Source organism: Streptomyces sp. NPDC050485, assembly GCF_044458185.1.
In the GTDB taxonomy this organism is placed as follows: domain Bacteria; phylum Actinomycetota; class Actinomycetes; order Streptomycetales; family Streptomycetaceae; genus Streptomyces.
Window position 1 is genome coordinate 1 of the sequence record NZ_JBITHR010000007.1, and the last position, 26,912, is coordinate 26,912.

The window sequence follows — 26,912 nt, forward strand, 5'->3', positions numbered from 1 at the left end:
AACATCGCCCGGACACGGTTCACTTCATGTACGTCCACACTCCCAACATGCTCGCGATCAGGACTAATAGGAAGACCTAACGGAGTCCTACTAGGCGTCCCGGTATCGGTCCCGGACCTCGGGGCGTTGCTGGAAGCCGGCTGACTTGTAGGTGGCGACGGCGGCGACATTGGCGCTCGGGGTGCAGACGATCGCACTCGACGAGCCCAGCTCCCGCAGTGCGGCCGCCGCGGCGACGGTGATCGCCTCGCCGTAGCCGTGACGGCGATGCTCCCGGTGCACGCCCATCGGTTCGAGCAACCCGGGCCTGCCCGGACCGGCCGACCACACCGTCACCGCCGCCACCGCGTTGCCCCGGTCGTCGTACGCGACCAGACACCGTGCGTCGGCGTACGGCAGGCCGGCCGCCATCGCGTGCCAGCGCTCGTCCGTGAACCTCGACCCGTCGAACGCTGCCCGAAGTACGGCGGCAAACACGCGCGCCTGCTCCGGCCCGGCCACCTCGATCCGCACGCCGGGGTCATTCACCGGCTCCGTGAGGTCGCGGCGCAGCGGCGTCCACGGCTCGTCGGTGCTCCAGCCGTCCTCGAACAGCAGGTCTTGGACCAGCGCACCCATCGGCGCCTCGATGTTCGCCTTCCCCCCGGGCAGCACGCCGCGCTCCGGCTCGGTCACGTCCTCGACCAACCGGCGTGCAAGCTCCTCCTCCCGCTGAGCGTCCGGCGCGATCGTCAGCCGCAACAGCCCGGGACCGTCCAGCAGCCCGACGGCGAGAATCCGTCCGTCCCGGCTCCACGTCCTGACCGCCGCGGCCGTCGCTTCCGCACCCCACCGCCAGAACCAGCCCAGGTCCCCCGGATGCAGTTGCATCGGCGCCCCTTCGTACTGCCACTCCCGCAGCACGCCCACAGCCTCGCTCAGCCCGTCGACTCCCGGCTTGCCCAACTCAATCGCCATACCCCGATCACACACCACCGCACGACAGTCCGCACCGGGTTTCCGGCAGGGCGGTGTCATGGCCTTCCTTCGAGGGGCCGGGCTGCCGAGGGGGCGGGCGCCGCACCCCTTGTTACCGGCTCGTACGCGTCAGCGGTCTCCGGCGTGGGGAACGCGGGATCGTTCGTGGCCGTCCTTCCGTTCGACCGGTACGCCGTGTCGGCCGAGGCACATGTGGTCATTGGTCCGGTTGGCGGGAGAGAATCCCGAGGTCGGCCCTGGGGGGGATGCCGACGGGGAGAGGGGACATGGCCATGGTGGAGGCCGTTCAGTTCGTCGTGCTCGGTGCCGTGCGCATTCGGATCGGGGGGAGTGCGGGTCCCGCCGGGCCACCGCAGCAACAGGCCACCCTGGCCGCGCTGTTGCTGCGCTCCGGTCACGCGGCGTCCCTGGGGGAGCTGGTGCGCGCGGTGTGGGGCGAGGACCCGCCGGACTCGGCGGTGGCGAGTCTGCGCACGTACGTGTGGCGGCTGCGGCAGCGCCTTGAGACGGGCCCCGTGCCGCGGCTCCTCGTGTCGGCCGGCGACGGCTACCGGCTGACCGTGCCGCCGTCCGCCGTGGACGCCAATCGCGCCGAGGAGCGGGCGGACGCCGCGGCCCGGGCCCACCGGCAGGGCCGGCACGAGGAGTGCTCCGGGATCCTGGACGAGGCCGTCGCGCTGTGGCAGGGCGTGCCGCTGGCCGGGGTGCCCGGGCCGTTCGCCGAGCACGAGCGGCACCGCCTCGCGGAGCTGCGGCTGAACCTCCTGGAGGAACGATTCGCCCACGATCTGCTGCTGTCCCGGCACGCGCAGGCGATACCGGGCCTCACCGCGTTCACCCGCGAATACCCGCTGCGCGAGCGGCCGTACGGCTTCCTCATGCGGGCGCTGTACGCCTCGGGCCGGCAGGCCGACGCACTCGCCGCCTTCTCATGGGCCCGGCAGGTCCTCGCCGCCGAGCTCGGGGTGGACCCGGGCCCCGAACTGCGGGCGCTGCACGAGCGGATCCTCGCCAACGACCCCGGCCTGATGGCGCCCGAGCCAGCACCCGCCGCCCTCTCCCCCACGCACCCGATCCCGCCGCCGCCCTCCCGGCCCGCCCAACTGCCCCCCGATACCGCCGACTTCACCGGCCGCATCGGCACGGTGGACGAGCTGTGCGAGGCGCTCACCGCGGGCGACCGGGCCACGCTGACAGTGGCGGCGATCAGCGGCATGGGCGGCATCGGCAAGAGCACCCTTGCGCTGCGGGTGGCACATCGGGTCAAGGGCCGCTTTCCGGATGGCCAGTTGTACGCCGACCTGCGCGGCACCGGGCCGGATCCGGCCGACCCCGGCGGCGTCCTCGGCTGCTTCCTGTCCGCCCTCGGCGTGCCCGACGCCAAGCTGCCCGACGGCCTCGAGGACCGGTCCCGGCTGCTGCGGACCGTACTGGACGGGCGGCGCGTCCTGCTGCTCCTGGACGACGCCCGGGACGTCGCGCAGATAAGACCCCTGCTGCCCGGAACCGCCGACTGCGCGGTGGTGATCACCAGCCGGGCCCGGCTCGCGGGGCTGCCCACCTCCGTCGACGTGGGCCTCCACGCGTTCAGCACCGAGGAGGCGCTCGCGCTGCTCGGCCGGGTCATCGGCGCCCTGCGTGCCTCCCAGGAGCACTCCGCCGCCGTCGAGTTGGTGACGTCCTGCGCACGGCTTCCGCTGGCCGTACGCATCGTGGCCGCGCGGCTCGCGACCCGGCCCGGGTGGACGGTGGCCTTCCTCGCGGGGCGGCTCGCCGACGAGCGCCGGTACCTCACCGAGCTGCGGGCGGGCGATCTGGCGGTGGCCGCCGCGTTCGAGGTGGGCTACCGGCAGCTGCCGGCCGAGGAGGCGGCGGTCTTCCGGCGGCTCGCGCCGGTAGCCCGGCCGGGCATCGGCCTGGGCGCCGCGGCGGCCGCGCTGCAGCTGCCGGAGGACGAGGCGGAGACGCTGCTCGAATCGCTGGTGGACGCCGCGCTCCTGGAGTCGCCGCGGCCCGGCCGCTACCGCTACCACGCGCTCGTGCAGGCCTTCGCCCAGCAGCTGCCCGAGGCGGTGGCGGCCCGCATCCGGGACGAGGGCGACGGCCGGGACGCGCGCGGGGCGCCCGGTCTCCCGGTGGCACACCGGCTGCTCAACTACCTTCTGGGGGCGGCTGGTTCGGCATTCCAGCAGATGGTGCCGGGCGACCCCGTGCACAACACCCTCTCCCCCGGCGACCCGCGGGCGCCCCGCTTCACCGATCTGGCCGCCGCCCGGGCCTGGGTCACCGACGAATTCGACGGGGCGGTGCACGCCCTCCAGTTCGCGGTCCGCGACCCGGCCGCCGTGCCGCCCGCACTGCTCGACACGGCGGCGGATCTCCTGGTCGCCTTCAGCCCGTTCGGCCGGGACATCCCCTATCTGCGGCTCGCCGCCGCCGCGCGGGCGGTGGCCGAGGCGGCCGGGGCGCGGGGCTGCGACCGGGCCGCCGGGCGGGCCGGGTTCGTGTGCGGCAACGCGGCCCTCCAGGTGACCCAGCTGGCGGAGGCGCGCAGGCACAACCAACTGGCCGCCGAGGCCTGCCGCCGGGCCGGCGACACCGTCATCCTGCGCCAGACCTTCAACGACCTCGGGGTGATCGCCCAGTTCGAGCGGCGCTACGACGACGCCGCCCACTGCTTCGACCAGGCGCTGTCGCTGGCCCGCGAACTGGGCCACCGCTCGGGCGAGTTGGCGACCCTGCTCAACGCGGCGATGACCCGGCTGTGCAGCGGCCGCGCTGACGAGGCGGTGCATGCCTGCGACGAGGCGCTGGCGTCCCTGCGGGAGGTCGCGGACCAGCACGGAGCGGCCCACGCGCTGCGCGTGCGCGGCCTGGCCCTGCACGCCCTGGAGCGGTACCCGGACGCGCTGGCCAGCTTCCAGGAGTGCCTGGAGCTGTGCGAAGCCGGGCACATGCCCGGGCAGGCGGCGCAGGCCCGCTACAGCCGGGCCGACACCCTGCGCGCGCTGGGGCGGTTCGAGCCGGCGCTGCGCGAGGCGGAGCGGGCCCTTGCCCACTTCCGCCGGACGGCCGGCACCGACCGGGACCGGGGCAACGCGCTGCTGGTGCTCGCCCGGGTCTCGCTCGGCATCGGGCGCCGCGACGAGGCGCTGGCGCAGGCCCGCGAGGCGCTGACGGTGTTCAGCGGCATCCGGCTGCCCGACGCGGCCGAAGCAGCGGCCCTCATCGCCGAGCTCGCCGCCGTGGACCGCACCGCCTAGCCGGAGGAGGGTGCCGCCCGGGCCGCTCACAGGGGAGAAGCGGGCCCGGGCGGACGTGCCCCGGCGGGTCAGGCCTTGCTGTTCCATTCGGCCAGGTCCGACGAGGGGTTGGGGGATCCGTTGGTTGCCCGGAACTCCGTGCGGTCGGCGGCCGGTGCCCGCGCGGCCAGAGAGGCGGTCATACCGACCACGGTCAGAGCGGCGGCGAGCGCCGACGGAACGAGCAGGGCGGCGCGGCGGCTGAGGAAATGCACGGATCTCTTCATAGAAGGTCCTGTCTGCTGGGACGGTGTGCGGGAGTCCCACTGTGCGCAGCCCCGATCTACATCCGATATACGCGCCGCTCAGACACCGGCCGGCCGCCGCTCAGGCCGCTGTCATGTGCCCCTGGTCGCTGCCCCGCCCCGCCGCGTCACACCCGGAGCGCGGTGCGCAGCAGCACCCGGGCGCCGCTCAGCAGATCGGCCGGCGAGGTGTCCTCCTCCGGGACGTGGCTGACGCCGCCGATGCTCGGCACGAAGATCATGCCGATGGGGGCGATGTCGGCGACCATCTGGGCGTCGTGCCCCGCGCCGCTGGGCAGCGTCTGGTGGGCGAGGCCGAGCTCCTCGGCACTGCGGGCGATGGCGGCCCGCAGCGCCGGGGCGGTGGCCACCGGCGACGACCGGGTCGCCGCGACGAACTCGACCTGGGTGCCGGTCTGCCCGGCGATCGTCCGCAGCGCCTCCCGTACGGCGGCTTCGACGTGTTCCAGCCGGCCGGGGTCGGTGTCGCGCAGGTCGACGGTGAGCCGGGCCGAACCGGCAATGGTGTTCGGGGAGTTGGGGTGGGCTTCGAGGCGGCCGACGGTGGCCACCCGGCACAGCGCGTCGTCCTTGGCGACGCGTTCGACGGCGGACACCATGCGGGCGGCGGCGGCCATCGCGTCCCGACGGTGGTCCATGGGGGTGGTGCCGGCGTGGCCGGAGGCGCCGGTGACGTCGACGGTGAGGACCGTACGTCCCGTGATGGCGTCCACCACGCCGATCCGGGTGCCCGCCCGCTCCAGGACCGGGCCCTGCTCGATGTGGAGTTCGAGGTAGGCCGCCACCGATTCGGTGGGCCACACGGCGGTCTTCAGCGCGTCCAGGTCACCGCCGGCCCGCGCCAGCGGGCCGCGCAGCGGTTGGCCGCTGTGGTCGCACGGGTCGGCGGGCAGCTCCGCGAGGCGGCCGGCGAGTGCCATGGAGCCCCAGAACGGCTGGGGGAACAGGGCCCCTTCCTCGTTGGCGAAGGCGATGGCGACCGGCTCGTGGGGCAGGTCGGTGCCCGACTCGGCGAGGACTTGGAGGACTTCGAGGGCGGCGAGGACCCCGTAGGCGCCGTCGAGGCGGCCCGCGTTGACCACGGTGTCCAGGTGGGAGCCGATCAGGAGCACCTTGCGGTCCACCGGCGCCGGGCCCGCCTGGGCGCGCCGTATGAGGATGTTGCCCGCCGCATCCACCGAGGGGACCAGGCTCGCCGCGCGCGCCTCGCGCATCAGGAGGGCGCGGGCGTCGAGGTCGGCGCCGCTGAAGCCTTCGCGGGTGATGCCGCCGCCGGCGTCCCGGCCGATCCTGGCGAAGGCCTCGATACGGCCGAGCAGCCGGTCCGCGTCGATGTCTGCGGTGGGGATGTCCAAGGTGTCGATACCCGGCTCGATGCCCGACCGGGGAGTCGCGGAGCTGCTCATGGATGCCTTTCTGGGGGCGTACGGAGGGACGCGGAGAGCTCGGTCATGGCTCTAGGGGGTGGCTTCGGCCAGGCCGCGCGGGCGCATGTCCGTCCAGCGCCGCTCGATGTGATCCAGGCACGACTGCCGGTCGGCGGCCGCGTACACGACGGCCCAGCCGGCCGGCACGTCGAGGTGGGCGGGCCACAGGGAGAACTGGTGCTCGTCGTTTCGCAGGACCACGAAGCAGCGCTCGGCGCCTTCGGCTGCATCGGCTGCTTCGTCAAAGGGATTTGTCATCGGCGGGGTGCCCTTTCCGGGAGGGTGCGGGTGGCGATCACCGCGGCGATCTCGGCCAGCGGGTCGGGACGGGTCATGTGCTGGTGTGCGCAGTCGATGCGGTGTTCCTCGAACCGGCCGCCGAGGTACGGCTGCCAGGCCCGGGCGGGCTCCTCGCCGTCGGCGAGGTCCTGGGCGGCGGTGAAGAAGAGCACGTCGCCGTCGTACACGGGCGGTGCGGCGGTGCGCAGCAGCCGGAGGTTGTTGTCGAAGATCTCCAGGAGGGCGTCGAGCCGCCGCTCGTCGAGTCCGGCCAGCGCGCTGCCGTGCCGGTCGAGGAAGCTCTTCAACTCGGCTCTGGGTACCGGGTGTTGCGGCAGGACGGCACCGTGTCCGAGGTCGTGGAGCAGGGCGGTGACCACATCGGTGTCCGCGCCGTCCGCCGCACGGGCGGCCGAGGCGTCCGGCGGGTAGGCGTCGAGGAGCGCCAGCAGGGCGACCTCGTGGCCGAGTTGGCGCAGCCGGGCCGCCAGCGCGTGCGCGACGTTCCCGCCGAAGGACCAGCCGAGCAGGTGGTAGGGGCCGGCCGGCTGGACGGCCAGGATCCGGGCCAGGTAGTCGTCGGCCATGTCGTCGAGGGTGGCGGGCAGCGCCTCGTCGCCGGCCAGGCCGCGGGCCTGGATACCGTACAGCGGGCGGTCCGCGCCGAGGTGGGGTACGAGCCCGGCGTAGCTCCAGGCGAGGCCCCGCGCCGGGTGGACGCAGAACAGCGGGGCCCGGGTTCCGCCGGCGCCGAGCGGCAGCAGCACGTCCAGCGCGTCCGACTCCCCGTCGTGCCCGGGCTCTTGGGCGAGGGCGGCGGCGAGCCGGTTCGGGGTGGGCGCCTCGAACAGGTCGCGGACCCGGACCTCGCGCCCGAGCACCGCTTCGATGCGGCTGACGAGCCGGGCGGCGAGCAGGGAGTGACCGCCCGCCGCGAAGAAGTCGTCGTCGGCACCCACCGAAGGCAGCGACAGGACGTCGGCGAAGAGCGCGGCGAGGACGGCCGCCAGCGGGGAGCCCGCCTCGCGGCCCGCGGCGGCCGGGCCGGGGTGCGCCGGGGCGGGCAGCGCCTTGTGGTCGAGCTTGCCGCTCGCGGTGGTCGGCAGGGCGTCGAGGAGGACGAACGCGGCCGGCAGCATGTAGTCGGGCAGCAGTGCGGCCGCGTGCTCGTTCAGCGCCTGAGCCGTCACCGGGTCCCCGGCCGCGGGCACCACGTACGCGGTCAGGCGTGCGTCGCCGGGCCCGTCCTCCCTGAGTACGACCGCGGCGGCGGCGACGCGCGGGTGGGCGGCGAGCACCGATTCGATCTCGCCGGGTTCGATGCGGTGGCCACGCAGCTTGAGCTGGCCGTCGGCGCGGCCGAGGAACTCCAGCTGTCCGTCGGCGCGCCACCGGGCGAGGTCGCCGGTGCGGTACATCCGCCCGCCGGGCGGCCCGTACGGGCAGGCGACGTAGCGTTCCGCCGTCAGACCGGGGCGCCGCCAGTAGCCGAGGGCGAGTTGGGCCCCGGCGAGGTACAACTCCCCCGGCACGCCGGGCGGGACCGGGTTCAGCCGGGCGTCGAGGACGTACGCCGCGGTGTTGGGCAGCGGGCGGCCGATCGGCGGGGTGCCGGGGACTGCCTCGGCCACCAGGGGGGCGGTCGTGGACCAGATGCTGGCCTCGGTCGGCCCGTACACGTTGACGGCCTCGGTGCAGCCCCGGTGCATCGCCCGCGCCAGGTGCTCGGTGACCGCCTCGCCGCCGACGACCGCCCGCAGCCCGTTCAAGTCCCTTACGCGATCGGCGCGTTGGGCCATGAGCTGGTTCCACAGGGTCGGCGTCGCGGCCAGTACGGTGGTGCCGCTGGTGCGGATCAGGTCGGTCAGGACGGCCGGGTCGCGCACCTCGTCGTGGTCGGCGAGCACCAGGGTGGCGCCACCGGCCAGGGTGGCGAAGATGTCCAGGACGGACATGTCGAAGCCGAACGAGGCGACGGTCATGCAGCGCTCGCCGGGGCCGAGGCCCAGCTCACGGCCCAGGGTACCCAGGAGGTTGAGCAGGCCGCCGTGGGTGACGACGACGCCCTTGGGGCGGCCGGTCGATCCGGAGGTGTAGATGATGTAGGCCGGGTCGTCGGGCCCGGGGCGAGCCGCCTCGGACACCTCGGCGGGGGCGGGCGGCAGCGGCTGGTCGAGGGCGACGACCGGCTGCCCGGCCGTCAGGCGCGGGGCGAGGGCGGTGGTGGTCAGCACGGCCGCCGGGCGGATGTCGTCCAGGACGACGGCGATCCGGGCGTCGGGGGTGGCCGCGTCGATCGGGACGTACGCCGCTCCGGTCCGCAGCACGGCCAGCATGGCGACGACCGCGTCCGGCGTCCTGGGCAGGATCAGGGCGGCCCGGGTGCCGGGGCCGACTCCGGAGGCGGCCAGGTGACGCGCCAACTCGCCGACTCTGGCGGCGAGTTCGCCGTAGGTGAGGCGGTGCGGCCCGCACTGCACGGCGGGGGCGTCCGGGGTGCGCCGGGCCTGCGCCTCGAACTGCTCGCTGATTCCGGCGGCGGGGAGGTGCCGCCCCGGCGGGTTCCACTCGGTCAGTACGCGGCGCCGCTCGCCCGCCCCGAGCAGGTCGGCCGCTCCGATCGGCGCGTCCGGGTCGCGCACCACTGCGGTGAGCAGGCGGGTCAGCCGTGCCAGGAGCAGCTCGATCGAGCTCTGGTCGAACAGGTCGGTGCTGAACTCGATGTCGCCGTCGATACCGTCGGGGCCGCCGTCCGGGCGGCGCCGCTCGGAGAAGTCGAGCGACAGGTCGAACTTGGCGATGCTGCTCCCGATGGGCAGCTCGCCGCCGTGCAGGCCGGCGATGTCCAGGGCCGCCCGCTCCGTGTTGTGCAGGGCGACCTTGACCTGGAACAGCGGGTGGTACGCCATCGACCGGACGGGGTTGAGGAGTTCGACAAGTCGCTCGAAGGGGAGGTCCTGGTGGGTGTAGGCGGCGAGGTCCGTCTCCCGGACCCGGGTGAGGAGTTCGCGGAAGGTGGGGTCGCCGGAGGTGTCGGTCCGCAGCACGAGGGTGTTGACGAACAGGCCGACGAGGGCGTCGAGGGCGTCGTCGCCGCGCCCGCCCACGACCGTGCCGAGCGGGATGTCCGTGCCCGCGCCGAGCCGGGTGAGCAGCGCCGCCACCGCCGACTGGAGCACCATGAACAGCGTGACGCCGTTCTCCCTGGCCAGGCCCGCGAGCGCGCCGTGCAGCCGGGCGTCCAGGCCGAAGCGCAGCGTGGCGCCATGGTAGGCGGCCACGTGGGGGCGGGGCCGGTCGAAGGGCAGCGCCAGCTGGTCCGGGAGGCCGGCGAGGGTCTCGGACCAGTACGCCAGCTGCCGTGAGATGAGGCTGTCGGGATCGTCCTCGGTGCCGAGCGTCTCGCGCTGCCACAGCACATAGTCGGCGTACTGCACGGGCAGCGGCGGCCACTGGGGGGCGCGGCCGTCCGTGCGGGCGGCGTAGGCGGTGGACAGGTCCCGCACCAGGGGGGCCAGCGAGGATCCGTCGGTGGCGATGTGGTGCATGACCAGGAGCAGGACGTGCTCGGTGGGCGTGACCGTGTACAGGGCGGCGAGCAGCGGCAGGTCGGCCGCGAGGTCGAAGACGTGCTCGGCGGCGGTCTCCAGGGCGTGTTCGAGTTCGGACTCGGCGAGGGTGACCCGGTGCAGCGTCACCCGGGCGTCCGCGCCGTGCAGGATGTGCTGGTACGGCGTCCCGTGGTGGCCCAAGTGTACGGTGCGCAGCGTTTCATGACGGTCGGTCAGGTCCTGCAGGGCGGCCGCGAGCGCGGCGGTGTCGACGGCCCCGGACAGGGTGATCGCCACGGGCACGTTGTAGGTGGGGCCCGGGCCCTCGAACTGGTCGAGGAACCACAGGCGTTGCTGGGCGTACGACAGCGGCAGACGCTCGGGGCGGGGCGCGGGCAGCACGACGGGCCTGGCCGCCTCCGCGCCCGGCAGGCGCCGGGCGAGCGTGGCGACGGTGGGCGCCTCGAACAGGGCGCGCACCGGCAGCTCCACGCCGAGGACGGTGCGGATCCGGCTGACCAGGCGGGTGGCGAGCAGCGAGTGGCCGCCCAGCGCGAAGAAGTCGTCGTCGGCACCGACCGTGCCGCGGCCGAGGATGCCGGCGAACAGCTCGGCCAGGAGCTCTTCCGCCGGGCTCTGTGCCGCCCGTCCGGCCGTGGCGGCCGCCCGGGGCACGGGCAGCGCCCGGTGGTCGACCTTTCCGTTGGCGGTGAGCGGGAACCTGTCGAGGACGACGCAGAGGTCCGGCACGAGGTGCGGCGGCAGCTCGGCACGGGCCAGCTCGCGCACCGCGTCCGGGTCGGGGGCGCGGCCGCCGGCCGGGACCACGTAGGCCACCAAGGTGAGCCCGCCCGCCACTTCTTGACGAACCATCACCTTGACCTGGCCGATGTCGGGGTGGTGGCCGAGCACGCCCTCGATCTCGCCGGGCTCGATCCGGAAGCCCCGGATCTTCACCTGGTCGTCGACCCGTCCGGCGAACTCAAGCCGCCCGTCCCGGGTCCACCGGGCCAGGTCGCCGGTGCGGTACATCCGCTCCCCCGGTGCGCCGAACGGGCAGGCTACGAAGCGTTCGGCGGTCGCCGCCGGGCGGTTCCAGTAGCCGCGGGCGAGCCCGGCGCCCGCGAGGTACAGCTCACCGCGGGCGCCGGTCGGCACGGGGTGCAGCGCCGCGTCGAGGACGTACGCCCGCATGGTGTCCATGGGGCGGCCGATGGGGACGCGGGCGCCGGGTGCGTACGGTGCGCGCAGCCGGTGCCGGGTGGCGAAGGTGGTGGTCTCGGTCGGCCCGTAGCCGTTGGTGACCGCCAGGTCGGGGCAGTGTGCGAGGACTTGGCAGACGGCCCGCGGGGAGACCGCCTCGCCGCCGGTCCACACGTCGCGCAGCCCGGCGAAGCAGCCCGGGTCCTCGTCGGCGAGGACCGCGAAGAGCCCGGCGGTCAGCCAGAGCGCGGTCAGCCCCTGCTGTGCGATCAGCCGGCGCAGCACGGCGGGGGTCGGGGTGCCGGGGGGTGCCACGACGACGCGGCCGCCGGTCAGCAGCGGAACCCACAGCTCGTACGTGGCGGCGTCGAAGGCGTGCGAGGAGTGCAGCAGGACCGCTCGGTGGTCGCCTTCGGTCCAGGCCCCGTCGACGGCGAGGCCGGTGATGTCGCGGTGGGTGACGGCGACGCCCTTGGGGCCGCCGCTGGACCCGGAGGTGTACATGACGTAGGCGAGCCGGTCGGGGTGCGGGGCGGGGAGCGGCACGGGGTCGCCGGGCACCTGGTCGGCCGCGCAGCCCGTCACGTCGAGGACGGCCGCCCCGGTCTCGGCGGCGAAGGGGTGGGCCCCACCGGTCGCGTCGGTCAGCAGGAGCCGGGCGCCGGTGTCCTCGGTGACGAGCCGCAGCCGGGCGGCGGGGTGGTCGGGCTGGAGCGGGACGTAGGCGCCGCCCGCCTTGAGGACGGCGAGGACCGCCACGACCAGGTCGGCCGAGCGTGCCATGAGCAGGGCGACGCGCGCCTCGGGGGTCACCCCGGCCGACCGCAGCCGCTGGGCCAACCTGTCGGCGCAGGAGTCGAGTTGGGAGTAACTGAGCCGGTGTTCGCCGTCGGTCAGCGCGGGGGCGTCCGGGGTGGCGGCGACCTGGGCCGCGAAGGCGGTGACCAGGTCGGTGGCCGGGGCCGGGCAGTCGTAGCCGTTCCATTCGACGAGGACCTGGTGGCGCTCGGCGGGGTCGAGGAGCTCGATCGCGCTGAGGCGCTGCTCCGGTCGTGCGGCCACGGCGGCGAGCAGCCGCTGCAGTCCTTCGGTGAGCCGTTCGGCGGTGGCTGGGTCGAACATGTCCTGGGCGTAGACGAGTTCGCCGTCGATGCCGTCCGGGCGGCCTTCGGACGAGAGGCGTTCGGCGAAGTCGAGGGACAGGTCGAACTTGGCGGCCGGGGAGCCGACCGGCTGGGGTTCGACGTGCAGCCCGGGCAGTTCGTGCCGGGCGGCGGGCGGGGTGCGCAGGGTCAGCATGGTCTGGAAGAGCGGATGGCGGCCGGGCACCCGGTCGGGGTTGAGGGCCTCCACCAGCCTCTCGAACGGCAGGTCCTGGTGGGTGTAGGCGGCGAGGTCCGTCTCCCGGACCCGGCTGAGGAGTTCGCGGAAGGTGGGGTCGCCGGAGGTGTCGGTACGCAGCACGAGGGTGTTGACGAAGAACCCGACGAGGTCGTCGAGGGCGTCGTCGCCGCGCCCGCCCACGACCGTGCCGAGCGGGATGTCCGTGCCCGCGCCGAGCCGGGTGAGCAGCGCCGCCACCGCCGACTGGAGCACCATGAACAGCGTGACTCCGCTCTCCCTGGCCAGCCGCACCAGGGCTGTGTGGGCGTCGGGGGCCAGCCGGAAGGGGGCGATCGCGCCCTGCCCTTCGGCGTAGGCGGGGCGGACCCGGTCGGCGCCGAGGGGCAGTTCGGCGGGCAGATCGGCCAACTGGCCGGTCCAGTAGCCGAGTTGCCGGGCGAGCAGACTGTCGGGGTCCTCCTCGTCGCCGAGCACGGTGTGCTGCCACAGGGCGTAGTCGGCGTACTGGACGGGCAGCGGCGCCCACTGCGGGGCGCGGCCCTCGCTGCGGGCGGCGTAGGCGGACCACAGGTCACGGTGGAGGGGCCCGGCGGAGAGCCCGTCGTCGGCGATGTGGTGCAGCACCAGGAGCAGCACGTGCCGGGTGGGCGCGAGGGTGAACAGGTGGGCGCGTACCGGGATTTCGGCATCGAGGCGGAAGCCTTGTGCCATCGCCTCGTCGAGCGCGCCCGGCAGCTGATCCTCCGTCACCTCGCTGGTGTGCAGCTCGGGGCGGGCCTCGGCCGGGGCGAGGATGTGCTGCCAGGGGTTGCCGTCGGCGTCGGGGTAGACGGTGCGCAGGCTCTCGTGCCGGCCGGTCAGGTCGGCGAGGGCGGACCTCAGGGCCTCCCGGTCGGGCGTGCCGGTCAGGGCCATCGCCTCGCAGGTGTGGTACGTCGGCCCCGGGCCCTGCAAGCGGTCCAGGAACCAGAGTCGGCGCTGGCCGGCCGAGAGCGGGATCCGCTCGGGCCGGGGCGCCGCGGCCAGCGCCGGGCGCGCGGCCTCGGCGCCCTCGATGCGGATGGCGAGGCGAGCCACGGTGGGCGCTTCGAACAGGGCGCGCACCGCGAGTTCCACGCCCAGCGTCGAGCGGATCCGGCTGACCAGGCGGGTGGCGAGCAGCGAGTGGCCGCCCAGCGCGAAGAAGTCGTCGTGGACGGCGACCGGGCAGGTGCCGAGCACCTCGGCGAAGAGGGCGGCGAGGATCTCCTGGCGCGGGGAGCGCGGCGGCTGCCCGACGAGGGTGTCGTAGAGGTCGGGGGCGGGCAGGGCCCGCTGGTCGAGCTTGCCGTGCGGGGTCAGCGGGAGCGCGTCGAGCGGCACGAAGGCGGCGGGCACCATGTAGTCGGGCAGGGTGGCGGCCAGGTGCTTGCGCAGCTCGGACGGGCCGACCGGGGCGCCGGGCGCCGGCACGAAGTGGGCCACCAGGCGCTTGAGTCCGGGCGAGTCCTCCCGTACGGTCACCGCGGCCTGGGTGACGTCCGGATGGGCCGTCAGGGCGGCGGCGATCTCGCCGGGTTCGATGCGGAAGCCGCGGATCTTGACCTGGTCGTCGGTGCGGCCGAGGTATTCGACCTGCCCGTCGGCCCGGCGGCGCACGCGGTCGCCGGTGCGGTACATGCGCTCCCCCGGCGCCCCGAACGGGCAGGCCACGAAACGTTCGGCGGTCAGCGCGGGGCGGTGCAGATAGCCGCGGGCCAGCGGCGCCCCGGCCAGGTACAGCTCGCCGGGGAAGCCGATCGGGACGGGGCGCAGCCGGTCGTCCAGGACGTAGGCGCGGGTGTTGCGCAGCGGCCGGCCGATCACGGGCTGTGCGCTGTCGGCGAGGCGGCAGCCGAGGGTGTCCACGGTGCACTCGGTCGGACCGTAGAGGTTGTAGGCGCGCACCGAGGAGGTCTCGCGCAGGGTGCGCCACAGCTCCTCGCCGGCGGCCTCGCCGCCGAGTGCGACGACGGCGGGGCGGTGCCGGCCCTCGTCGAGCAGTCCGGCGGCGAGGAGTTGCTCGGCATAGGTCGGGGTGACGTCGAGGAAGTCGAGGCGCCGGGTGTGGACGTACTCGACCATGGCCTCGGGGTCGCGCCGTACGTCGTCGGTCAGGAGATGTGTCTCGTGGCCCGCGACCATGCACAGCAGCGTCACCCAGGAGGTGTCGAAGGACAGCGCGGCGCTGAGGCCCGCCTTGAAGTCGCCCACCCGCTCGGCCTCGGGGCGGTAGATGTCCTGCACGTGGTCGTGGAACAGGTTGGCCAGCGCCCCGTGTTCGATCACCACGCCCTTGGGGGCGCCGGTGGAGCCTGAGGTGTACAGGACGTAGGCGGGGGTGTGCGGCCCGATCGGCGCGCGGCGGTCGGCGTCGGTGATGTCCCTGGTGGGGGCCTGCGCCAGGGCCTGTACGGTGCCGGGGTCGTCCAGGGCGACGACGTGGACGCCTGGGTCCGCGGGCAGTTGGGCGGCCGCGGTGGTGAGGGCCAGCGCGGGCCGGGCGTCGGCCAGTAGGAACGCGATCCGCTCGGCGGGCTGTTCGGGGTCGACGGGCAGGTAGGCGGCGCCGGTCTTGAGGACGGCGAACAGGGCGGCCACGGCGTCGGGGGTGCGGGGCAGGGCGAGCGCCACCGTCCGTTCCGGGCCGGCGCCGAGCGCGATGAGGTGGTGGGCCAGCGCGTTGGCGCGTGCGTTGAGCTCGGCGTAGCTGAGGCGTTCGTCGGCGCAGACCAGGGCGACGGCGTCGGGGGTGCGGGCGGCCTGCCGCGCGAAGAGTTCGGGCAGGGCGGCGGCCGGGAACCGGCGGGCGGTGTCGTTCCAGCCGGTCAGGACGGTGTGGCGTTCGGCGGCGGTGAGGATCTCGGTGCGGCCGACGGGGCGGTCCGGGTCGGCGGCCACCTCGCACAGCGCCTGCCGGGCGTGGGACAGCAGCCGCTCGGCGGCCTCCTGGTCGAACAGGTCAGGCAGACAGCTCAGTTGGAGCCGGAGCCGGCTGCCGAGGGCGGCGCTGAGGGTGAGCGGGTAGTGCGCGGCGTCCCGGGAGGCGACCGGGGTGATCCGCGGCCCGTCCTCGGCGGGCGCCCCTTCGCTGTCGGGGTAGTTCTCGAACACCGTGACGGTGTCGAAGAGTTCAGCTGTTCCGGCGAGCCGCTGGATCTCCGAGAGCCCGAGGTGCTGGTGGCCCATCAGCTCGGCCTGCTCGCGCTGGAGCCGGGTCAGCAGAGCGGCGAGGGATTCGGCGGGGTCGAGCCGGCAGCGTACCGGGACGGTGTTGATGAAGAGGCCCACCATGGTTTCCACGCCCGGCAGTTCGGGCGGCCGACCGGCCACCGTGGCGCCGAAGACGACGTCGTCGCGGCCGGTCCAGCGGCTCAGGAGCAGCGCCCACACCCCCTGGACGACGGTGTTCATGGTGAGGCCGTGTGCCCGGGCGAACGCGGTCAGGGCGGCGGTGGTCTCCTCGGTCAGCTCGGTCTCGGCGAGTTCGGGGTAGGCCTGGCGGCGCGCGGGGTCGGCGGGGGCGACCAGGGTGGGCCCGTCGAGGCCGGCCAGGGCCGCGCGCCAGGCGGTCCGGGCGGCCTCCTTGTCCTGGCCGGCGAGCAGTGCCAGATAGTCGCGGTACGGGGTGGGGCGCGGCAGGGCGTCCGCGCGGCCGCCGTTGCGGTGGAGGGTGAAGAGCTCGCGCAGGAGCACCGGCATGGACCAGCCGTCGAGCAGGATGTGGTGGTTGGACAGGACGAGCCGGTGTTGTTCGGGTGCGAGGCGGATCAGGGTGAACCGCAGCAGCGGGGGGTGGTCGAGCCGGAAGCGCTCGCGCTGGTCCGCGTGGACGATGCGGTCCGCCTCGGCCTGCGCGTCGGCGCTCTCGCTGACGTCGAACTCCCGCCAGGGCAGCGGGGTTTCGCGGGCGATGACCTGGACGGGCCGGTCGAGGCCCTCGTGCCAGAAGGCGGCCCGCAGGTTGGCGTGGCGGGCCAGGAGGGCCTCGGCGGCGGCCTTCAGCGCGGGTGCGTCGAGCGGGCCGTCCAGATCCCAGATCTGCTGGACCTGGTAGACGTCCTCGGCGTCGGTGTCGTACAGGGCATGGAAGAACAGGCCTTCCTGCAGTGGGGCGAGCGGCAGGATGTCCGTGAAGTCGGCTGATGTCATCGTGTGGTCCTCCACGCGGCTTCCAGCTGTTCGATCTGCTTCTGGTCGAGGCCGACGAGGGGCAGGTCGGAGGGGGTGAATCCACCGGCACCGGGGCGCCGGACGTGGTCGGCCAGGGCCCCGAGGGCGCGGAACCAGGCGTCGGCCAGGTCGCGTACGTCCGGCTCGGCCAGCAGCGCCGGGGGCCAGGACCAGGTGGCGGTCAGAGTCGGCCCGGCGGGCAGGTCGCGGACGGCGGCGTTCAGTTCGAGCGGGTGGCCGAGCGGCATGCGGGGGTCGCTGTCGCCGCCGGGCAGGCCCTGTTCGGGGGCCGGGCCCCAGCCGTCGCTCCCGGCGGGGGCGGCGGGGGCGGCGGTGAAGCGGCCCAGGTAGTTGAAGGCGATCTCGGGCCGGGCGGGCCGGGCGAGGGCGGGGGCGGTGTCCGCGTCGAGGTGGCGCAGGATGCCGTGGCCGAGCCCGCCGTCGGGGACCGCGCGGATCTGTTCCTTGACGCGTTTGACCGCGCGGCCCGCGTCGGCGCCGCCGCGCCACACGTCGGCGAGGTCGACCGGTCCCGCGTCCAGGCGCAGCGGGTACACGCTGGTGAACCAGCCCACGGTGCGGGACAGGTCGAGGCCGTCGCCACTGTCGTGGCGGCCGTGGCTCTCGACGTCCACCAGCAGGGCGCCGGGCGCGGTGCGGCCCCTGCGGTGCTGCCAGTCGGTGACCGCGAGGGTCAGGGCGGCCAGCAGGACCTCGTTGACCTGGGCGTGGAAGGCCGCGGGGACGTCGGTGAGCAGCGGGGCGGTGTCGGCGGCGGGCAGTTCCAGGCTCAGCGAACGGGCGGTGCGCACCACATCGCGGGCGGGCTCCAGGGCGCCAGCCGCCAGTGGGTGTACGGGGCCTTCCAACAGGCGGGTCCAGGTGGCGAGTTCGGAGGTGGTGGCGGGGTCTCCGGCCCGGCGTTCGAGGTGCCGGGCCCAGCTGCGGAAGGAGGTGGCGGGCCGTTCCAGGACGGGGGCGCGGCCCGCTTGGGCGGCGCGGCAGGCGGCCTCGGTGTCGGGGACGAGGATGCGCCACGACACCGCGTCCACGACCAGGTGGTGCACCGCCAGCAGGAGCCGGCCGGGGGCGGTGGGTCCGGCGTCGAACCAGACGGCCTGGACCATCACGCCGTCGTCGGGGGTGAGGCGGGCGCCCGCGGCGGCGCTCTCGCGGTCGATCAGCGCGCGCAGCCCGGGTCCGGTCAGGCCCCGGGCGTCGGCCCGGTGCAGCAGGCGGCGGGCGGCGGCGGGGTCGGCGGGCGGCACCTCCAGACTCCACTGCCCGGCGGCGGTCCGGTGCAGCCGGGCGCGGAGCATGTCGTGGCAGTCGAGCAGCGCGGCCAGGGCCTCCCCGAGCGGCTCGGCGCGGAGCCCGGCGGGGACCTGGAGCAGGACGGACTGGTGGTAGTGGCCGGTGGGGCCGTCCAGTTCGCGCAGCCAGTGCATGATCGGGGTGAGCGGGACGGTGCCGGTCGCGGCGGACGCCGGTTCGTGCGCGGTGATGGGGGCCTGTTCCTTGGCGGCACGGGCGAGGGCGGCGGGCGTACGGTGGCGGAAGATGTCGCGCGGGCTGATCTTGAGGCCTTCCCGGCGGGCCTGGATCACCAGTTGGAGGGCGAGGATGCTGTCGCCGCCGAGGTCGAAGAAGCTGTCGTCGGGGGCGACTTGGGGCAGTCCGAGGAGGCCGGCGATCAGCCGGGCGAGGATGCGCTCGCGGGGCGCCTCGGCCTCGCCGGCCGGCTCGGGGGCGGGCACCGGGAGCGCGGCGAGGTCGGGGCGGCCCTGCGGAGTGAGCGGAATGGCGTCCAGGGTGACGACGGTGTCGGGCAGCAGATAGCCGGGGAGCTCGGCACCCAGGGCGGCCCGGATGCCCTCGGCGGTGGGCCCGTGCGCGGCGACGTAGCCGATGATCCGGGGCTTTGCGCCGGGCCGCCGGTCGACGCGGACGGCCGCTGCGGCGACCCCCGGACGGCGGGCCAGTGCGCCCGCGATCGCGCCGGGGTCGACGCGTATGCCGTGCAGGACGGTCAACTGCTCGGCCCAGCCGCGCAGTTCGAGGCCGTCCTCGGCGGCGAACCGGGCCAGCCGTCCGGTGGGTGCGCCGTCCAGGTGGAGCTCACCGATCGAGCCCACCGGCATGTCCCGGCCGGCCCGGTCGAGGACGCGCACGGGGCGGCCGGGCAGCGGGCCGTCCAGCAACACCCCGTACAGAGAGGGGAGTTCGGCGGTGTGCGGGGTGGTGGCGGCGGGCGGCTGCGCCCAGGCCGTGAGCAGGGCGCGGTCTGCGGGGCCGGTCAGGTCGACGTCCGTCACGGGGGTGTCGGGGCGGTCCACGCAGGCCGTCAGCATGGTCCGCAGGTGATCGGTGAGGCGGGCCACCGTGTCGTGGTCGTACAGGTCGGTGCGGTATTCGACGACGACGGCGAGCCCGTCGGCCTCGTCGGTGACGCCGACCACGAGGTCGACGCCGACGGTGGAGCCCTCGGGGGCGATGGGCGTCACCTCGACGCCGGCCAGCCGCAGCCGGTGCATGCTCTCGGTGGTCGCGCCGTCGACCTGGAACAGCACCTGGAACAGCGGGTGCCGGCTCGGGTCGCGCAGCGGGCGCAGGGCGTCCACGACCCGTTCGAAGGGGGCGTCCTGGTGGGTGAGGGCGTCGAGCACCGAGTCGTGGTGCTGGGCGAGCAGATCGCGCAGGGTGGCACCGGGGGGCAGGGCGCCGCGCAGGGCGACGGTGTTCACGAAGGGGCCGATGAGGCCCTCGGTGAGCGGGTGGGTGCGGCCCGCGACCAGCGAGCCGACCGCCAGGTCGGCGGCGCCGGTCCAGCAGTGCAGGACGGCCATGAACGCGGTGAGCACGGTGGTGAACAGGGTGGTGCCGGTGGTGCGGCAGTGGGCGTGCAGCCGCTCGGACAGCTCCCGGCCGTAGCTGACGCGGAGCCGGTCGGCGGCCCCGTCGTGGCTGGGCGGGCGGGGCCGGTCGGCGGGCAGGTCGGTCTCCACAAGACCGTCGAGGCGGCCGCGCCAGTAGTCCAGGTGGCGGCGCACGGCCGGGGCGTCGGCCCGGTCGCGCTGCCACAACGCGTAGTCGCCGTACTGGACTTCGGGGCGCCCCAGCGCTGTTCCGTGGGTCGCGTAGGAGGCGCTGAGCTCGTCCCACAGCACCCGCTCGGACCAGGCGTCGAAGGCGATGTGGTGGAGGACCAGGACCAGTTGGTGCCGGTCCGGGGCGAGGACGAGCAGCGCGGCGCGCAGCGGCGGGTCCTGGGTGAGGTCGAACGGCCGGTCGGCGAGGTCCGCCGCCACCCGGCGGGCGTGCGCCTCGTCGGTCACCTCGACGGGGACCAGGACGGGTGCGGTGCCGGGCGCTTCGACCCGCTGCTGGAACACCGCGTCGCCGACGGCCCGGCCGTCGGCGTGGAAGCGGGTGCGCAGTATCTCGTGGCGGGCCACCAGGTCCTGGACGGCGGCGGTCAGGGCGGCCCCGTCGAGGGCGCCGGTCAGCTCGCACAGCAGCGGCACATGGGAGTGGGCGCCGGCGGGTGCGTTCTGGTGGGCGAACCAGAGCCGCCGCTGGGCCGAGGACATCGGGAAGGCGGGCCGGTCGCCGTCCCGGGGCGCGGGCCGCAGCTCGGGGCCGGTGGCGCGGGCGGTGACCCGGCTGTTCAGCAGGGCGCGCTGGGCCGGGGTGAGGCCGGTGAGCCGGGCGAAGGGGTCCTGGCTCACGACCGGTCCTCGATGGGGGCGAGCAGGACGTCGGCGACGTCCTGGCCGAGCTGGCGGGTGACGCCACGGCCCAGGACACGGGCCAGGTCGGCCAGATCGCGGGCCCGCAGCACGGCGGCCAGCTCGATCTCGATGCCGAGCAACTGCTGGAGGCGGAAGGTGAGTTGGGTGGCGAGCAGGGAGTTGCCGCCGAGGGCGACGAAGGAGTCGTCGCGGCCGACCCGTTTGACGTCCAGGAGGTCCTCCCAGGCCATCGTCAGGAGCTCCTCCAGCGGGGTCCGCGGGGGCTGGTGGCCCGCGCCGTCCCTTGCTGCCTCGGCGCGCGGGTGCGGCAGCGCCTTGCGATCGACCTTGCCGTTGGCGTTGAGCGGTACGGCGTCGATCCGCATGAGGGTGCTGGGCAGCAGGTATTCGGGGAGCCGCGCGGCGAGGTGGTCGTGCAGCTCGGCCTCGGTGACGGGGCCGCCGGCCACGTAGTAGCCGACCAGCCGGCGGCTGCCCCGCTCGGTGCCGAGGACGGCGGCGACGGCCTGGGTGACGGCCGGGTGGTCGGCGAGGACGACCTCGACCTCGCCGGGTTCCACCCGGTAGCCGTTGATCTTGACCTGGTCGTCGACCCGGCCCAGGAAGTCCAGGGCCCCGCTGGGCAGCCAGCGGCCGAGGTCGCCGGTCCGGTACATGCGGGCGCCGGGTTGCGCGGCGTACGGGTCGGGCAGGAAGCGGTCGGCGGTCAGCCCCGGCCGCCCGGCGTAACCGCGTACCACGCAGGCGCCGCCGATGTAGAGCTCGCCGGTCACGCCGACCGGCACCGGGTTGAGGGCCGCGTCCAGAACGTACATCGTGGTGTTGGGGATGGGGCGGCCGATGGGGACGAGCTCGCTGGTGAGGGGGGCGTCGATGAAGTGGACGCTGTTGCCGACGGACGCCTCGGTGGGCCCGTACTCGTTCAACACAACTGAATCCGGGTCGAGTTGGCGCCAGCTGTTCAGGTTGCGGCTGGGGAAGGCGTCGGCGCCGACCGCGAGGGTGGCGGCCAGCGTGCGGGCCTGCTCGGGGCCAAGCAGCTGGCCGAGCAGGTCGAGGTGGCCGGGGGTCATCTTGACGAAGTTGAACGGGGCGAGCTCGGTGAGGCGGGCCGCCAGCTCGATGGAGTCCAGGCCGTCGTGCAGCATGCACAGCCGCTCGCCCATCATCAGCGGGGTGTAGAGGTTGGGCACGATCATGTCGAAGGCGATCGAGGAGAACACGGGTGCGCCGCCGGAGCCGCGCGAGGCGTAGCCCTCCTCGCACCAGCCGAGGTAGTTGACGACGCCGTAGTGGGCGACCTGGACGCCCTTGGGCCGGCCGGTGGAGCCGGAGGTGTAGATGACGTACATGAGGTTGTCGGGGGTGCTGGTGCGGCCCAGGTCGTCGCCCGGCAGTGCGGCGGTCCGCCCGGCGATCCGGTCGAGGCGGTGCACCTCCCAGGGGCCCTGCGGGACCCGTCCGGCGAGCGCGGTGTCGGTGAGCACCGCGGTGGCGCCCGCGTCCTGGAGCACGAACTCAAGTCGGTCCGCGGGGTATTGGGGGTCCATCGGCAGGTAGGCGGCGCCGGACTTGAGGATGCCGAGGAGGGCGACGACGAGTTCGGTGTCGCGGTGCAGACAGACCCCGATCACCGTTTCGGGCCCGGCGCCCTGGTCGCGCAGGAACCTGGCGAGCTGGTTGGCGCGGCGGTTGAGCTGCTCGTAGCTGAGCTCGCCCTGTCCGTCGACCACGGCGACGGCCCCCGGGTTGCGGCGCACCTGCTGCTCGAAGAGCTCGTGGACGCAGCGGTCGAGCGGGTAGTCGCGGGCGGGGCCGTTCCACTCACGGAGCATCCGGCGGCGCTCCACCGCGCCCAGCGGGGAGAAGTCCTCGTGCCGGGCCCCGTCGTGGACCATCGCGGCGAGCACCGCGAGGTAGTAGCCGCGGATCGCCTCGGCCTGGGCGTCGGCGAGCTTGGCGGTGTAGTAGTCGAGTCGGAGCAGCACACGCATCGAGCGGGGGTCGCGCAGGAAGCCGGTGGACAGCGAGTAGTTGGTGGGCTCGGCGCGGTAGTCGCCGGTGGACTCGACGCGGTTGCCGAGCACCGAGACGCCGGAGCCGAGGACGTCGGCCATGACGTGGAAGTGGTTGTAGACGAAGGTGTTGTCGAACAGCTCCGACTGGCCGAGTGCCCACTGGATGTTGGCCAGCGGGTAGCGGCGGTGCGGCAGGAGCTCCTCCTCCGCGTGGTGGACGCGCTGGACGAGGTCGCCCCAGGTGCCGCCGCTCAGGTCCACCCGGATCGGCGGCATGTTGAGGAACATGCCGCAGACCTCGGTGCTGTCGACGTCCTCGGGGCGGCCGTTGGCGGTGATGCCGGTGACGACGTCGGGCCGGCCGGTGGCCGCCCCGATGACCTTGAGGTGGGCGGTGAGCAGGACCGTCTTGAACGGCACTCCGGTGCGGGCCGCGAGGTCGAGCAGGCCCTCCACGACGTCCTCGGAGAGCAGGGCCTCCAGCGAGCGGTGGGTGGCTTCGCGGTTGGAGGTGAACCGCCAGTGCTGTACGCCGTCCTCGGTGCGCCCGGTGATCGAGGTGTCCTCGCTGAGGGCGGCCGCCGGGCCGTTGTCGTCGTCGGGCCAGCGGGGCAGGGTGACCGGGGTGTAGTCGGCGTACTTGTCGAGCCAGTACTGCCGCTCCTCGGGGGCGGCAGCGGTCTCCCGCTCCAGGGCGATGAAGTCGCGGAAGGAGGAGCGCGGCGAGGGGACGGGCCGGCTGCCGGGGTCGGCGAGGAGCTGGAGGTAGCGCTGGAAGACCTCGGCGTGGAAGGTGAACAGGCTCCAGCCGTCGAAGATCGCATGGTGTTCGGTGAGCGACCACTGGAAGGTGTCGTCGGTGCGGCGGTGCAGGAACAACCGCAGGAACGGCGGCTCGGCGAGGTCGAAGGGGCGCTGCCGCTCGGCGTGGAACAGATCGAGCAGCACCTGTTCCTGCTCCTGCTCGGACCGGCCCCGCACGTCCTCGACGACCATGGGGAGTTCGGCCGACGGGTGGACCAGCTGGAGCGGTTCCTGGTAGGTGCCGAGGTCGAAGGAGGTGCGCAGGATGGGGTGCCGGTCGACGGCGTCCTGCATGGCGCGGCGGAACAGCTCCGCGTCGAAGGGGGCGCGCAGATGGAAGCTGTTGAGGTTGTGGTATGGCAGGTTCTCCCGGTCGAGCTCCATGTGGTAGATCATTCCGGTCTGGAGCACCGACATCGGGAAGGCGTCCTCCAGGCTCTCGGGCAGTGCGGCCCGGTCGTCGGCGCTCAGCATCGAGAACGGGGCGATGCCCCGGTCGGCACCGGTCGGCTCCACCGGCCGTGCCCGCGCGCCGAGTTCGGCGATGACGGGGGTGCGGAACAGTTCCTGGAGGGAGATCTCCCAGCCGCGCTGCTTGGCGAGGCCGATGACCTGGAGGCTGCGGATCGAGTCGCCGCCGAGGTCGAAGAAGCTGTCGTGGATACCGACCCGGTCCAGGCCCAGGACCTCGGCCCACACGTCGGCGAGCGCCTGCTCGGCGGCGTCCCGGGGGGCCGCGTACTCCTGGTTGAGTTCAGGGCGCGCGGAGTCCGGGGCGGGCAGCGCCGCCCGGTCGACCTTGCCGTGCGCGGTCGTCGGCAGTTCGTCGAGGACCACGAACGCGGCGGGCACCATGTGCTCGGGCAGCCACCCGGCGAGGTATTCGCGCAGCACCCCGGTGGAGAGGGACCCGGCCGCCTCGACGTAGCCGACGAGGCGGGGCGCCTGGCCGCCGTCGGTTCGGACGGTCACCGCGGCCGCGCGGACCAGGGGATGGCCGACGAGCACGGCCTCGACCTCGCCGGTCTCGATGCGGAACCCGCGCACCTTGACCTGGTCGTCGTTGCGGCCCAGGTATTCGAGCTCGCCCCGGGCGTCGCGGCGCCCCACGTCCCCGGTGCGGTAGAGGCGGGCGCCGGGCTCTGCGCCGAACGGGTCGGGCAGGAAGCGGGCCGCGGTCAGCGCGGGCCGCCCCAGGTAGCCGAGGGCGACGCCGCCCCCGCCGACGTACAGCTCGCCGGGCACCCCGGTGGGCACGGGGCTGCCCCAGCGGTCCAGGACGTACACCCGCAGGTCGGGGACGGGGATGCCGATGGGGCTCCCGCCGGCCGCCACGTCGGCGGGGCCGAGCGGCCGGTAGGTGACGTGGACGGTGGTCTCGGTGATGCCGTACATGTTGACGAGGCGGGGCTCGTCGCTGCCGTGCCGGGCGAACCAGCGGCCCACGCTCGCCAGGTCCAGGGCCTCCCCGCCGAACACGACAAGGCGCAGGCTCAGCGCGCCGGGCGCCTCGGCGTCGACGGCTTCCAGGGCGCGGAAGGCGGACGGCGTCTGGTTGAGTACGGTGACCCGCTCCGCGCGCAGCAGCGCGTGGAATTCCTGCGGGGAGCGGCTGGTGGCGTACGGGACGACGACGAGCCGGCCGCCGTGGGCGAGCGCGCCCCAGGTCTCCCACACCGAGAAGTCGAAGGCGTACGAGTGGAACAGCGTCCACACGTCGGCCGGGCCGAAGCCGAACCAGGGGGCGCTGGCGGTGAGTAGCCGAGCCACGTTGCGGTGGGTGACCTGGACGCCCTTGGGCCGGCCGGTCGAGCCCGAGGTGTAGATGACGTAGGCCACGTCGTCGCCGGACACCGCGACTTCGGGGGCGGTGGTCGGCGCGGCGGCGACGGCCGCTGCCTCGGCGGCCGGGTCGATCACCTTCCAGGGGCCCTGCGGGAGCCGCGCCTCGGGTCCGGAGCGGGTGAGCACGACGCGGGTACCGGAGTCTTCGAGGAGGTGCCGCAGCCGTTCGGTCGGGTAGTGCGGGTCGAGCGGGAGGTATCCGGCGCCCGCCTTCAGGACCGCGAGGAGGCCGACGACCAGGTCGGCGCCGCGCTCCTCGCACACGCCGACGAGGTCGCCGGGGACGACTCCGGCGCAGCGCAGGTGGTGGGCCAACTGGTTGGCGCGGACGTCGAGTTCGCGGTACGGGAGCGACTGGCCGCCGTCGGTGAGCGCGACGGCGTCGGGGGCGCGGCGGGCCCATTCGGCGACGAGCTCGTGCACGGGGCGGGCGGGCCGCGCGGCGGCCGGGGGCCCGGTGAGGGCGGCGCGCTCGGCGGCGTCGAGGAGGTCCACTTCGCCGAGCCGGACGGCGGGTTCGGTAAGGACCGCGTCCAGGAGGCGCAGATAGCGGTCGGCGGTGGCGGCGACGGTGGTCTCGTCGAAGAGGTCGGTGTTGTACTCGATCTCCATGCGGGTGGTGTCCCGGCCGACGATGACGTTCCAGGTCAGGTCGAACTTGGCGGTGCCGCGCTCGGGGGCGCTCGCGGTCAGTTCGGCCCGTCCGAGGCGGTGGCCGCCCGCGGGTTCGCGCTGGAGGCCGAACACGGTCTGGAAGACGGGGCTGTGGCTGAGCACCCGGTCGAGGCCGAGGACGTCGACGAGCCGCTCCAGCGGGACGTCGGGGTGGGCGTATCCGTCGGCGGCGGTGGCCGCGACCCTGCGGACCAGCTCGGCGAAGGAGGGGTTGCCGGTCAGGTCGGCGCGCAACGGAAGGGTGTTGACGAGCAGCCCGACCGTGCCGCCGAGCCCGTCGTGGTCACGGGTGGCCACCGAGGTGCCCACGATCAGGTCCTGCTGGCCGGTGGCGCGGGCGAGCAGGGCGAAGAAGGCGCTCAGCAGGACGGTGAACTCGGTCGTGCCGTGTGCGGCGGCACCGGTCCGCACCGCGTCCGCGGTGTGCGGGGGCAGCGGCACGGTCAGGGTGCGTCCGACGAAGGTCTGCTGCGGCGGCCGGGGGCGGTCCGCGGGCAGTTCGAGGACCTGCGGCGCTCCGGTCAACTGCCGCTTCCAGTACGCCACTTGACCGTCCATGCGGCCCGCGGCCCACTGCTCGCGCTCGAACGCGGCGAAGTCCCGGTACTGCGGGGCCGGCTCCGGCCGCCAGGGCTCACCCGCCTCGATCGCCTCGTAGGCGGCGGTTAGGTCGCCCAGGAGCAGGTCGAGCGAGAGCCCGTCGCAGGCGATGTGGTGGACGGTCAGCACCAGGAGGTGTTCGTCCGCGCCGAGCCGGACGAGCAGCAGCCGCAGCGGCTGCCCCTGGGCCAGCGCCAGCGGACGGCGCACCTCCTCCTCGGCGAGGGTCGCGGCGGCGGCGGCGCGCCGCTCGGCGTCCAGCGCGGTCAGGTCGCGCCGCTGGAAGGGGGTTTCGGCCACGCCGCGCACCACCTGGACCGTCTCGCCGTCGACCGTGACGTACCCGGTGCGCAGCACGGAGTGCCGGGCCACCACCTCGGCGACGGCCCGCTCCAGGACGCCCGCGTCGAGCGGCCCCGCCACCTGGTAGGCCGTGCCCACGTTGTAGGTCGCGGTGCCGGGCTGCCACTGCTCGAAGAACCACATCTGGCGCTGGGCGAAGGACAGCGGGCCGGTCGCGGCGGCCGGCCGGGCGTCGTCGGACGCGGCCGGCGCCGAGGGCTCCTGCGCCGGGACGTCGACGCCCTCCGCCGCCAGGAGGAGGTCGAGGATGGCCATGTCACTCGGGTCTCTCGGGTCTTCGGACTGCCGCGTCCCACTGACCATGGTTGAACCGT

8 protein-coding genes are annotated in these 26,912 nt (G+C 74.5%); 1 reads left to right on the plus strand and 7 read right to left on the minus strand.

The annotated features are described in order from the left end of the window. Positions 1–90: 90 nt before the first annotated feature. Positions 91–957 (minus strand): GNAT family N-acetyltransferase, encoded by an 867-nt coding sequence (locus tag ACIBK6_RS16145; RefSeq protein WP_399051872.1) that lies wholly within the window; start codon positions 955–957, stop codon positions 91–93. A gap of 287 nt (positions 958–1,244) precedes the next feature. Here ACIBK6_RS16145 and ACIBK6_RS16150 point away from each other — a divergent pair, with 287 nt between their 5' ends. Further along, positions 1,245–4,241 carry an AfsR/SARP family transcriptional regulator gene (locus ACIBK6_RS16150; RefSeq protein WP_399051873.1) on the plus strand — a complete coding sequence of 999 codons (2,997 nt, stop codon included), beginning with the start codon at positions 1,245–1,247 and terminating at the stop codon, positions 4,239–4,241. 68 nt (positions 4,242–4,309) lie between these two features. On the opposite strand, the gene ACIBK6_RS16155 is transcribed toward ACIBK6_RS16150, so the two are convergent. The 6 genes from ACIBK6_RS16155 to ACIBK6_RS16180 all read right to left on the minus strand — a co-directional run bounded on the left by ACIBK6_RS16155 (position 4,310) and on the right by ACIBK6_RS16180 (position 26,853). After that, positions 4,310–4,507, minus strand: a complete 198-nt coding sequence (locus ACIBK6_RS16155) for a hypothetical protein (protein ID WP_399051874.1) — start codon at positions 4,505–4,507, stop codon at positions 4,310–4,312. A gap of 146 nt (positions 4,508–4,653) precedes the next feature. After that, positions 4,654–5,952, minus strand: a complete 1,299-nt coding sequence (locus ACIBK6_RS16160) for a Zn-dependent hydrolase (RefSeq protein ID WP_399051875.1) — start codon at positions 5,950–5,952, stop codon at positions 4,654–4,656. Positions 5,953–6,003: 51 nt separating this feature from the next. After that, a complete protein-coding gene (locus tag ACIBK6_RS16165; RefSeq protein WP_399051876.1) occupies positions 6,004–6,231 on the minus strand; it encodes an MbtH family protein in 228 nt (75 codons plus the stop codon). Beyond that, positions 6,228–16,520 (minus strand): amino acid adenylation domain-containing protein, encoded by a 10,293-nt coding sequence (locus ACIBK6_RS16170; protein ID WP_399051877.1) that lies wholly within the window; start codon positions 16,518–16,520, stop codon positions 6,228–6,230. The genes ACIBK6_RS16165 and ACIBK6_RS16170 overlap by 4 nt, the downstream gene beginning before the upstream one ends. Then, the gene (locus ACIBK6_RS16175) at positions 16,517–20,269 is read right to left on the minus strand and encodes a condensation domain-containing protein (protein WP_399051878.1); all 3,753 of its coding nucleotides are present in this window, start codon (positions 20,267–20,269) and stop codon (positions 16,517–16,519) included. The genes ACIBK6_RS16170 and ACIBK6_RS16175 overlap by 4 nt, the downstream gene beginning before the upstream one ends. Beyond that, positions 20,266–26,853, minus strand: coding sequence for an amino acid adenylation domain-containing protein (locus ACIBK6_RS16180; RefSeq protein ID WP_399051879.1), 6,588 nt, complete (start codon positions 26,851–26,853; stop codon positions 20,266–20,268). The genes ACIBK6_RS16175 and ACIBK6_RS16180 overlap by 4 nt, the downstream gene beginning before the upstream one ends. Positions 26,854–26,912: the final 59 nt, after the last annotated feature.